The following is a 9,806-nucleotide window of genomic DNA, read 5'->3' on the forward strand; positions in this document are numbered from 1 at the left end:
ACTGTGCAATCACAATCAGCATCTTGTATGTGGCAGGCATGCCGCTCTTCTATCTCATGGCAGAAGCAGACGACGCCCCGGGTATCATCGTAATCGGATTGGTCATGATTTTGCCTCCGTGGTGATTGGCGTTTTTGCTGCCGTTCTCCAAAAGCTTTTAAAAGAGGCTATTGATATAAAATCAGAGAATGATTTGACGGTCTGAGGTGAATAACATGGCGATTATAATCCATATTGACGTGATGCTGGCGAAAAGGAAAATGAGCGTTACAGAACTTTCGGAGAGGATTGGAATAACGATGGCTAATCTTTCCATATTGAAAAATGGAAAGGCAAAAGCAATTCGATTATCAACTTTAGAGGCAATTTGTAAGGCTTTAGAATGTCAGCCTGGAGATATTTTAGAATATAAAAGTGACGAAGACACTTAAAGATTCTGAAGTGAGTCAAATTTATAAAAGGCGAGCTACTATATAACCGTTTCGTGTAATCCACTCAGAAGGTGAGAAGCTTATGCAAAGACGCTTATGGCATGCTCTGCAGCAGCTGGTACGCTTCGGCTGGCAGCAAGCGCTGTCCTGTGTATTTCCTGTGGTCATCTTTGCATCACTGGCTCTGACACAGCTCATTCCCCTTCCCTGGCTACCCCGATACGACTGGCTGCTGGTCATCTGCCTGGCCATGCAGGTATGGATGCTGCGCTCCGGTCTTGAAACACGCGACGAGCTGAAGGTTATCACCGTCTTCCACCTGATTGGCTTGGCTCTGGAACTGTTCAAGGTACACATGGGGTCCTGGTCGTACCCGGAAGAAGGCTGGACGAAGGTGAATGGAGTCCCTCTCTACAGCGGATTTATGTATGCCAGCGTGGCCAGCTACCTGTGCCAGGCCTGGCGGCGCCTGAAGGTAGACCTTGTTCGATGGCCTCCACTCTGGTTGGTTACCCCGCTTGCCGCTTCAATCTACCTGAATTTCTTCACCCATCATTATTGGGTCGACATTCGCTGGTGGCTTTCGGCCTTGGTGCTGATCGTATTTTGGCGAACCTGGGTTACCTATGAGGTCGGCCGTCATCGCTACCGGATGCCGCTTGTCCTCTCCTTCGCGCTGATCGGCTTCTTTATTTGGATTGCGGAGAACGTCGCCACCTTTTTTCGTGCGTGGGAATACCCGAATCAATCCGACACCTGGCGTCTCGTCCATGTAGGCAAGGTCAGCTCCTGGCTTCTGCTTGTCATCGTCAGCTTTCTGATCGTCGCCGCGTTGAAACAAGTCAAGGAGCAGCGAACAGAGGTTGGAAAAGATAGCCGTAACTCCACTAGTCCGGAATTTTAATATCAACCGAGTAAATTCTAAGCTATATGGATTGGGTAGCGGCCAATCATGTTCAAAGTGATCGTTAGCCGTTTTCCCTTTTTGAAAACAGAATTTCGGAGGGTGTATGAAGCTTGCCCTTATGCCCGGCCGGCTTATGTTCAGTCGGGCTTTTTTGTGTTCAACACGATCTGAATGGAAGCCCTTGTTTAACTTTGGTTTACATCCGGCCTGTATAGTAAACGTCGGAGAATAAAACAAGCGCCATGCAAGGGAAAGGTTGATTGACATGATGGAAGCATCGAATAAGCCGGGAAGCTGGCGCCGGCTTTGGAATCTCATTTTGCAGGCGGAGCCGCCGAAGCTGCTGCTCCTTACGGCATTGCTGCTGAGCGTTATGACGACGCTCGCGGGCCTGATTCTTCCGCTGTTTACGAAAGATCTGGTCGACGGTTTTTCCGCCGCGTCGCTCGATCGAAAGCAAATCGTCGCATTGGGAACGGTTTTTCTGGCTCAGGCGATTGCCGGAGGCTTGTCCGTCTACATGCTGAATCTTGGCGGCAACCGCGTCGTGGCGGCGATCCGGGAAAGGCTGTGGCGCAAAATGCTCGCGCTGCCCGTCGCTTACTTCGACCGGCATAAGACCGGGGAGACGATCAGCCGCATGACGAACGATACGGCCGTCGTGAAAGGGCTTGTCGCCGAGCATTTCGCCAGCTTCTGCACGGGCATTCTGTCCGTTGCGGGCGCGCTGGCGATTATGCTGACGATGGATTGGCGGATGACGGCGATTATGCTGCTCGTCTTTCCGGTAACGGCGCTCATGATGATGCCGGTCGGCAGAGCGATGTTTCGCATTTCCAAAGGGATGCAGGAGGAGACGGCCCGGTTCACGGCGGTGTTGAACCGCGTGCTGTCGGAAATCCGTCTCGTCAAGGCATCCGGCTCCGAGCCGGTCGAATACGTTCAGGGCGCCGACGGCATCGAGAAGCTGTTCCGGTTCGGGCGCCGGGAAGGGCGGGCGCAGGCGGTTCTTTCGCCGCTCGTCTCGTTCGTGATTTTATTGCTGCTCGTGACGATAATCGGCTACGGCGGGGCGCAGGTGTCGGCCGGCGCGATTACGGCGGGCGAATTGGTCGCGTTTATTTTATACTTGTTTCAGATCGTCATGCCGCTCACGCAAATAACGCATTTTTTCACGCAGCTTCAGAAGGCGAAAGGGGCGACGGAAAGTATTATTGAAATATTGGAATCCGAGGAGGAGGATCTGGAGAGCGGAGAACGGAACGTGCCGGAGGCCGGAACGATCGAGGTGGACCGCGTATCGTTCGCTTACAAGGCGAACGAACCGGTGTTGAAAAATGTCAGCTTTACGATCGAGCATGGCAAGAAGACGGCTATCGTCGGGCCGAGCGGCAGCGGCAAGACGACCTTATTTTCGCTGCTGGAGCGGTTCTATGCGCCGGACGAAGGCGCGATACGCTTCGGCGGACGCGGGATCGAGACGTATGCGCTGTCGGCGTGGCGGCGCAAGCTGGGCTATGTATCGCAGGAATGCCCGATTATAGCGGGGACGATCCGGGAAAATATAGGCTATGGCGTGGATCGGATCGTATCGGACCGGGAGCTGGAGGAGGCGGCGCGGTTGGCTTACGCGGACGAGTTCATCCGCCAGTTGCCGGAAGGGTACGATACCGAAGTCGGCGAACGGGGCATCAAGCTTTCGGGCGGCCAGCGGCAGCGGATCGCGATCGCAAGGGCGCTGCTGCGCAACCCGGATATTTTAATGCTTGACGAGGCGACTTCCAGTCTGGACAGCCGGTCGGAGGCCGTTGTCCAGCAGGCGTTATCGAATTTGATGGCGGGCAGAACCACGATTATTATCGCCCACCGGCTGGCCACGGTCGCAGATGCGGACCGGATCGTCTTTCTGGATAAAGGGCGCGTTACCGGCATCGGCACGCATGACGAGCTGTACCGCTCGCACGCGACGTACCGCGAGTTTGCCGACCGCCAATTGAAGCTGGACGATTCGGCCGCCAGTTAGACGCCGCGATACGGCGATGAAAGGAGCGATGGGAATGCCGGCCATTCTGGTTGCGGATGACGATGAACATATAAGGGAGCTTGTACGTATTTTCTGCAAAGAGAAGGCTTTCGCGTGTTCGAGGCGGAGAACGGGAAGAAGGCGTTGGAACTGCTGGAGTCGGAGAAAATCGATCTGGCCGTGCTCGACGTCATGATGCCGGAGATGGACGGCTGGCAGCTGTGCGAAGAAATCCGCCGTTTCGGCGACTTCCCGGTGCTCATGCTGACGGCCAAAGGCGAGACCGCTCATAAAATTCGCGGCTTCGATCTCGGAGCCGATGACTATATGGTAAAGCCATTCGAGCCGGCGGAGCTGGTCGCGCGGACGAAGGCGCTGCTGAAGCGTTACCGGATTGCCGTATCGCAGACGGCCGCTGTCGGCGCGATCGTGCTGGACAGGCAAACCTGCGAAGTTGCGGTCGGCGGGCAGCGGGTGGCGATACCGCTCAAGGAATTCGAGGTGTTGTTCAAGCTGGCGGTTCATGCCGGTCGAACGGTGCCGCGCGAACGATTGATCGAGGACATCTGGGGAATCGATTTCGAAGGCAACGAGCGGACGCTCGACGTGCATATCAACCGGCTTCGCGACCGTTTGGCGGAATGGGACCCGTCCGTCAAAATTCGAACGGTACGCGGGCTCGGTTACCGGCTGGAGGCTGGCCAATGAGAGCGAAATGGAAGATTGCCCTGGAGGAGAAGCTTTGGCTGCGGGTCATCGCGATTGCCGTCGTTATGATCGGAGGCTGGACGCTGTACGTATCGGCAGCTTATGCGGCTGCGGCCGCCTTCTACCGGATGGCGGGCTTCCGGCCTTCCGGCTATTTGAACGTCGTGCTGACGAGCTTGCTCGGCTTAGGTCTGGTTTTGTTGACCGCCTTCATCTTCGGACGGCTGTCGAGGCCCAAGCAGGAAGCGTTCTGGAACAAAATAACCCAGGCGTTGGAGCGGATCGCCAGAGGCGATTTTAACGTCAGCCTGGAAGGATCCCGGGAGATGGGACCGCTGGGCCCGTTCGTGGACAGCATCAATACGATGGCGCAAAATCTGAAGCAGATGGAGGAGCTTAGGCAGGAATTCATATCGAATGTCTCTCATGAATTTCAGTCGCCGCTCACCTCGATCAGCGGCTTCGCGCAGGCGCTGCGGAGCGACCGGCTGACCGCCGAGGAAAAAACCATTATTTATCCGTTATCGAGATGGAGTGCAAGCGGCTTTCGCGCCTCAGCGACAATCTGCTGAAGCTGACGTCGCTCGATTCGGAATATCATCCGTTCGAGCCTCGGTCATACCGGCTTGACGCGCAATTGCGGCAGGTCGCGCTCGCCCTGGAGCCGCAGTGGCTGGCGCGTTCGCTGGAGATGGAAATCGACGTGCCCGCCATTGTGATCGAAGCGGACGAGGAACTGCTCAGCCAGGTGTGGTTCAATTTGCTGCACAATGCGGTAAAATTTACGCCTGCCGGCGGCACGGTCAAAGCAAGCGCCGAAACGTCGGACGACGGCGCCGGCGTTACGGTGTTTATCGAAGATACCGGCATCGGAATTGCGGAGGCGGATCGGGAACGGATCTTCGAACGGTTTTACAAGGCGGACAAAGCGCGCAGCCGCGCGGCCGGCGGAAGCGGGCTCGGATTGTCGATCGTGCACGCCATCGTGGAGAAGCATCGGGGCTCGATCCGCGTCGAGAGCGAGCCGGGCCAAGGAACGCGGTTTGCGGTCACGCTGCCGCTCAAGGCCCGAACGGAACGCCCGGACGAAAGCGGGCAGGCGCGCGGGGAAGAAGACAGGCGTGACAGATGACGTTCGCCACACGTATTTCCGGTCCGGATTCGCTTTTCGCCGATGAGTTCCAATGGAATTAGCCCCGCCGCAAGCTTGAGATGCTTTGGCAGTCTGCCGAAGAGCGGATAACCGGCGAGCGCAGCAACATCCGCGGATATGGACCGCTCGCCGGAATCCTGAACGCAGTGCCTGGGCCCGATACGTCACTTTGGCCGAAAAACGACAGACAATAGCGGAGCAGCCGTCCGGTCCCCTCTCGTCTGCGGACAGCTGCTCCTTTTTTGTTTCTTACTTCGCTTGATAGGATTCCGCCAGACGGATCATCCGCTCCTTGGAGATGTTGCCGTGGAACGACAACGAGACGACGGTCCGGTCTTTCGTCAATTTTTCACTTCCAGCAAGTTTTCCTTGCCGTCGTCGCTGGCGACGAATACGGCGAAATCGCCGCCGCTCAACTCCACCCGTTCCCATGGTCCGTCCCCATAGGTGAGCGACAGGGCCGTTTTGCCGTTCGCCGCATCCGTCATGTGGGTGTCCGATTGCTGCCTGGCGACGACCCAATCCTCTCCGTCCTCGTAAATATCGTAATACCCGCCGAGCCACCGTTCTTCGGACGATTTCACCCGGTAATCGGGGTCGATCGGCACGACGCCGTACGATTGCGTCAGCTTCAGACCAGCATCGGCGGGGGCCGGTTCGATCACATCAAAGTCCGCAGCTTTCGCAAATTCGGCCGGCTCAAGCACTTTCCACGTATCGGCTCCGGCCGCCAGCGCTTGCTCCAATTGCTCGACAAGCGGGGTGTCCCCCGAATGGTACCGGTTCTCTCCGTCGTTTTGAATGCTGATCCCGATTCCCTCCCAGCTGAAATCGAGCAGCCCGCTGGCGCTTGCCGAGACGACGCCGAACGCAAGGGCCGCGGCGACGGCGGCCGGCAGCAGCTTGCGGCCGGCGGTATGCCGGGTGCGGGATTGGCGCCCGGAGTCATGCCGGCGAATCCGTTCCATCACCCGTTCGGTAACGTCGATCGCTTCCCCTTCCGAACGTTCGAAAACATGGCGCAATTTTCGTTCAACATTCATATCCCCGTTCATGATAAACAACCTCCCGGACTTTTGAATAATTTTGCTGCAGCTTCGATTTTGCCCGTTCGTAGCGTTTGCGCGCGGCTGCCGGACGAATGCCCGCCACTCGGGCGATCTCCTCGAAAGGCATATCGGCGAGCACCCGCAGCACGACGATTTCCCGCTCCGCCGGCGACAATCGCCCGAGCCAGTCCAGCCGGACGCCGGCGGAATCGGCGAATGCCTGCTCCGCGCTTTTCTCCGTTCCGCCGCTCATGGCGCTGAGCATCGACATCAGCCGCTCCCGCCGCCCCTTCTTTCGGAGCAGCGTGGCGCAGTGAGTGGCGGCGATTTTGTAGAGCCAGGACATGGCGTTCCCGCCGCGGTACGAGCCCAGGTGGCGGTACGCTTTGAACAGAATGTCCTGTACGGCGTCCTCGGCTTCCTGATTGTCCATCAGGACGAAGCGGCAATAGCGGTACAGCTTCTGCTGGGTCATCCGGATGACCGGCTCGAACGCCTCCGGGTCCCCCGCTTTCGCCCGTTCGATCCATTCCTCGATCCCGATGGCCATCACCTCCCCGTTTCCATTATTATCCGTCAAAAATAACGGATTCGGTATATAAGACTTCGGCACAGCGCGGTATTGTGACATCCGGGCTGTCCGGCCCGGACAAAATATAATAATAAATAAGCAACTTCGGCTACGGTGCGAAAGCGATTTTCGGCTTATAATGGGGTCAGCCATCTATTCGATCAAACCTGCGCGCATACGCGGCGGGAGAGGAAGGGATCAGCAATGGCAAACTGGAAAATCATCGTCGCCGGATGCGGCGGCATGGCCAATCAATGGGTCGGCTATGCGGCCGAACGGACCGGCGCCGAAATTGCGGGGCTTGTGGACATCCGCGAGCAAGCCGCCCGGGAGATGGCGTCGCGCCACGGGCTGGACGTGCCGGTGTTCACCCATTTGGCGGAGGCGATCCGGCAGACGAAACCGGACATCGTGTTCGACATTACGATTCCGGACAGCCATTACGACGTTTGCATGACGGCGCTTAAGGCCGGCTGCCATGTGTTCGGCGAGAAGCCGCTGGCGGCCAACTTGCGCGACGCCCGGACGATGGTCGCGGCGGCGAAGGAGAGCGGGCTGGCGTTTAACGTCATGCAGAACCGCCGGTATTTGCGTTCGATCCGGGCGTATCGCGAACTGATCGCGTCGGGCGCGATCGGAAAGCCGGGACTGATCGCCGCCGACTTCTTCGTCGGCCCGCGATTCGGCGGATTTCGTGACGAAATGGAGAGCCCGCTGCTGCTCGATATGGCGATCCACACGTTCGATCAGGCCCGGTTCATCAGCGGGGCCGATCCGGTGGCGGTGTACTGCCACGAGTTCAATCCGCCCGGCTCCTGGTACAAAGGGAACGCATCGGCGCTCTGCATCTTTGAAATGTCCGACGGTTCGGTGTTCGACTACCGCGGCTCCTGGTGCGCGCAAGGCGCTCCGACCTCCTGGGAAGCAAGCTGGCGCGTTGCAGGCAGCGAAGGAACCGCGATATGGGACGGCCATGAGCAAGTGTTTGCCGAGCGGGTGCGTCCGAACGCGGACGGCTTCATCCGCGAGACGGAACGGATCGAAGCCGCCATCGACTGGAAAGGCCGTGAAGGGCATGCCGGCTGTCTCGACGAGATGTTCGCGGCGCTCGAGGAAGGCCGTCCGGCGGAAACCGACTGCGCGGACAATCTGCAAAGCATCGCGATGGTGTTCGGCGCGCTGGAAAGCGCCCGCACCGGCCGCAAAGTGCATATCGAGGAGCTGTTGCAACGGTAAATCCGCGGTCTTTGGCGGCAACGTTCCGTCCGAAGGACAAAACTTCCAACCAGGCGTTTGGAATCCGCCGCAAATGTGCTAAAATGGCCATATTGGTATATTAGGAGGCGGACATGGGAGATTATAGACTCGTCGCTCTGGACATGGATGGAACGTTGTTGAACGATCGAATCGAGATCAGCAAGGAAAACGAGAAGGCGATCCACGACGCACTGGACGCTGGCGTTATCGTATGCTTCTCGACCGGCCGGGGGTGCAGAATGTGCTGCCGTTTGCGGCGCAGCTTCAGCTCGACACGCCGATGATTACCGTCAACGGCGGCGAAGTATGGCGCAAGCCGCATGTGCTGCACCGGCGTTCGACGCTCAATCCGGCCGATATCGAAAGAATGCACCGCATCGCGCTCGAGCATCCGGAAGTCTGGTACTGGGCCTATTCCGTCGAAGGCTTGTACAACAAAGAAAAATGGTTCGATCCCGAGGAGGGCTACGATTCGCGCCATTGGCTCAAGTTCGGTTACCACACCGAGCATGAGCCTACGCTGACGCGGATTCGCGAGGAACTGGCCGGGTGGGGCTCCCTGGAAATTACGAACTCCTCCCCCTTGAATCTGGAGATCAATCCGAAGGGCGTCACCAAAGCTTCCGGCCTGCGCGAGTTATGCGCCTTGCTCGGGTTGGACATGTCGCAGGTCGTCGCCGTCGGCGACAGCCTGAACGACATCGCGGCCATTCGCGAAGCCGGACTCGGCGTGGCCATGGGCAATGCCCAGGAAGCGGTCAAGGCGGCCGCGGACGTCGTTACGCTGACGAATGAAGAGGACGGCGTGGCGCATGTGATTCGCGAATACGTGCTCAAAGGGTGACGGCTCGTGGAAATCGCGGCATGGATCATTGTCGTTCTGCTGTTTGCGATCGGGATGGCGGGCGCGATTTACCCGGTTTTGCCCGGAGCGTTGGCGATTTACGCCGCTTTCTTCGTATACGGCTTCATGGTGTCGTTCGAGCCGTTCGGCTTCTGGTTCTGGGCGATCCAGACCGTTATTCTGGCGGTGCTCTTTATCGCCGACTACGCGGTCAGCGCCTGGGGAGTCAAGAAGTACGGCGGATCCCGGGCCTCGGTCGTCGGCAGCACGATCGGCGTGCTGATCGGCCCGTTCGTCATTCCGGCGTTCGGCCTGCTCATCGGCCCGTTTCTCGGCGCCGTCATCGGCGAACTGATCGCCGGCAGCGACCTGAACAAGTCGGCCAAGGTCGGCTTCGGTTCGGTCGTCGGCCTGTTCTCCGGCGTCGTCGTCAAAATTGTGCTGCAGCTTGTCATGATCGTTGCGTTCCTCATCTGGGTGTTTTAATGTAATGGTTGGCTGGTAACCGAATCAATGCGCAAAGGAGCAAAATAACTATGATCAGAGTGACCGTATGGAACGAATTTCTGCATGAGAAGGCTCACGAAGAGGTAACGAAAGTATATCCGAACGGCATTCACCAAGCGATCGCCGACGGGATCGCGAACGAGAGCTTCGAGGTGGCCACGGCGACGCTGGACGAGCCGGAGCACGGGCTGACCGAAGAGCGGCTGAACGCGACCGATGTGCTCATCTGGTGGGGACATATCGGTCATGACAAGGTCGACGACGCGATTGTCGAGCGGGTTCACCAGCGCGTGTTGGAAGGGATGGGGCTGATCGTGCTTCATTCCGGGCATTTTTCGAAAATTTCAAAAAGCTGA

The 9,806-nt window shown here is 58.0% G+C and carries 9 protein-coding genes and 4 pseudogenes; 11 read left to right on the top strand and 2 right to left on the bottom strand.

Annotation, left to right across the window (positions count from 1 at the left end; genetic code table 11):
- From PACILC2_RS22160 to PACILC2_RS27470, 7 genes and pseudogenes are all read left to right on the top strand, one after another.
- Positions 1-205 (top strand): annotated as a pseudogene (locus PACILC2_RS22160) (DUF2975 domain-containing protein); the annotation flags it as partial.
- A 10-nt stretch (positions 206-215) separates the two neighbouring features.
- Positions 216-431 (top strand): helix-turn-helix domain-containing protein, encoded by a 216-nt coding sequence (locus tag PACILC2_RS22165; RefSeq protein WP_062491488.1) that lies wholly within the window; start codon positions 216-218, stop codon positions 429-431.
- Positions 432-513: 82 nt separating this feature from the next.
- Positions 514-1,335, top strand: coding sequence for a DUF817 domain-containing protein (locus tag PACILC2_RS22170; RefSeq protein ID WP_062491490.1), 822 nt, complete (start codon positions 514-516; stop codon positions 1,333-1,335).
- Between the two features lie 271 nt (positions 1,336-1,606).
- Positions 1,607-3,361 carry an ABC transporter ATP-binding protein gene (locus PACILC2_RS22175; protein ID WP_213530913.1) on the top strand — a complete coding sequence of 585 codons (1,755 nt, stop codon included), beginning with the start codon at positions 1,607-1,609 and terminating at the stop codon, positions 3,359-3,361.
- A 34-nt stretch (positions 3,362-3,395) separates the two neighbouring features.
- Positions 3,396-4,069 (top strand): annotated as a pseudogene (locus PACILC2_RS22180) (response regulator transcription factor).
- Positions 4,066-4,641, top strand: coding sequence for a histidine kinase dimerization/phospho-acceptor domain-containing protein (locus PACILC2_RS27465; protein WP_244863743.1), 576 nt, complete (start codon positions 4,066-4,068; stop codon positions 4,639-4,641). The pseudogene PACILC2_RS22180 and the gene PACILC2_RS27465 overlap by 4 nt, the downstream one beginning before the upstream one ends.
- Positions 4,599-5,201 carry a sensor histidine kinase gene (locus PACILC2_RS27470; RefSeq protein WP_244863744.1) on the top strand — a complete coding sequence of 201 codons (603 nt, stop codon included), beginning with the start codon at positions 4,599-4,601 and terminating at the stop codon, positions 5,199-5,201. The genes PACILC2_RS27465 and PACILC2_RS27470 overlap by 43 nt, the downstream gene beginning before the upstream one ends.
- 362 nt (positions 5,202-5,563) lie before the next feature.
- Here PACILC2_RS27470 and PACILC2_RS22190 read toward each other — a convergent pair whose 3' ends face one another.
- Positions 5,564-6,277 carry a hypothetical protein gene (locus tag PACILC2_RS22190; protein ID WP_213530903.1) on the bottom strand — a complete coding sequence of 238 codons (714 nt, stop codon included), beginning with the start codon at positions 6,275-6,277 and terminating at the stop codon, positions 5,564-5,566.
- On the bottom strand, positions 6,255-6,821 hold the full coding sequence (locus PACILC2_RS22195) for an RNA polymerase sigma factor (RefSeq protein ID WP_213530905.1): 567 nt from the start codon (positions 6,819-6,821) through the stop codon (positions 6,255-6,257). Before PACILC2_RS22195 ends, PACILC2_RS22190 begins: the two co-directional genes overlap by 23 nt.
- Before the next feature lie 225 nt (positions 6,822-7,046).
- Between PACILC2_RS22195 and PACILC2_RS22200 the strand changes: the two genes are divergently transcribed.
- The 4 genes and pseudogenes from PACILC2_RS22200 to PACILC2_RS22220 form a co-directional block, all read left to right on the top strand.
- Positions 7,047-8,078 (top strand): Gfo/Idh/MocA family protein, encoded by a 1,032-nt coding sequence (locus tag PACILC2_RS22200; RefSeq protein WP_213530907.1) that lies wholly within the window; start codon positions 7,047-7,049, stop codon positions 8,076-8,078.
- Positions 8,079-8,221: 143 nt separating this feature from the next.
- Positions 8,222-8,943, top strand: a pseudogene (locus PACILC2_RS22210) (Cof-type HAD-IIB family hydrolase).
- 6 nt (positions 8,944-8,949) lie between these two features.
- A complete protein-coding gene (locus PACILC2_RS22215; RefSeq protein WP_201024073.1) occupies positions 8,950-9,429 on the top strand; it encodes a DUF456 domain-containing protein in 480 nt (159 codons plus the stop codon).
- A 50-nt stretch (positions 9,430-9,479) separates the two neighbouring features.
- Positions 9,480-9,800: pseudogene (locus PACILC2_RS22220) on the top strand (ThuA domain-containing protein); the annotation flags it as partial.
- Between the last annotated feature and the right edge of the window lie 6 nt (positions 9,801-9,806).

It is taken from the genome of Paenibacillus cisolokensis, from assembly GCF_018403665.1.
GTDB classification, from domain to species: domain Bacteria; phylum Bacillota; class Bacilli; order Paenibacillales; family Paenibacillaceae; genus Paenibacillus_AH; species Paenibacillus_AH cisolokensis.

Coding starts and splice junctions, on each gene's coding strand:
- PACILC2_RS22190 (WP_213530903.1), bottom strand. CDS start 6,277: ATGAACGGGGATATGAATGTTGAACGAAAATTGCGCCATGTTTTCGAA.
- PACILC2_RS27470 (WP_244863744.1), top strand. CDS start 4,599: ATGGAGTGCAAGCGGCTTTCGCGCCTCAGCGACAATCTGCTGAAGCTG.
- PACILC2_RS22200 (WP_213530907.1), top strand. CDS start 7,047: ATGGCAAACTGGAAAATCATCGTCGCCGGATGCGGCGGCATGGCCAAT.
- PACILC2_RS27465 (WP_244863743.1), top strand. CDS start 4,066: ATGAGAGCGAAATGGAAGATTGCCCTGGAGGAGAAGCTTTGGCTGCGG.
- PACILC2_RS22170 (WP_062491490.1), top strand. CDS start 514: ATGCAAAGACGCTTATGGCATGCTCTGCAGCAGCTGGTACGCTTCGGC.
- PACILC2_RS22165 (WP_062491488.1), top strand. CDS start 216: ATGGCGATTATAATCCATATTGACGTGATGCTGGCGAAAAGGAAAATG.
- PACILC2_RS22175 (WP_213530913.1), top strand. CDS start 1,607: ATGGAAGCATCGAATAAGCCGGGAAGCTGGCGCCGGCTTTGGAATCTC.
- PACILC2_RS22195 (WP_213530905.1), bottom strand. CDS start 6,821: ATGGCCATCGGGATCGAGGAATGGATCGAACGGGCGAAAGCGGGGGAC.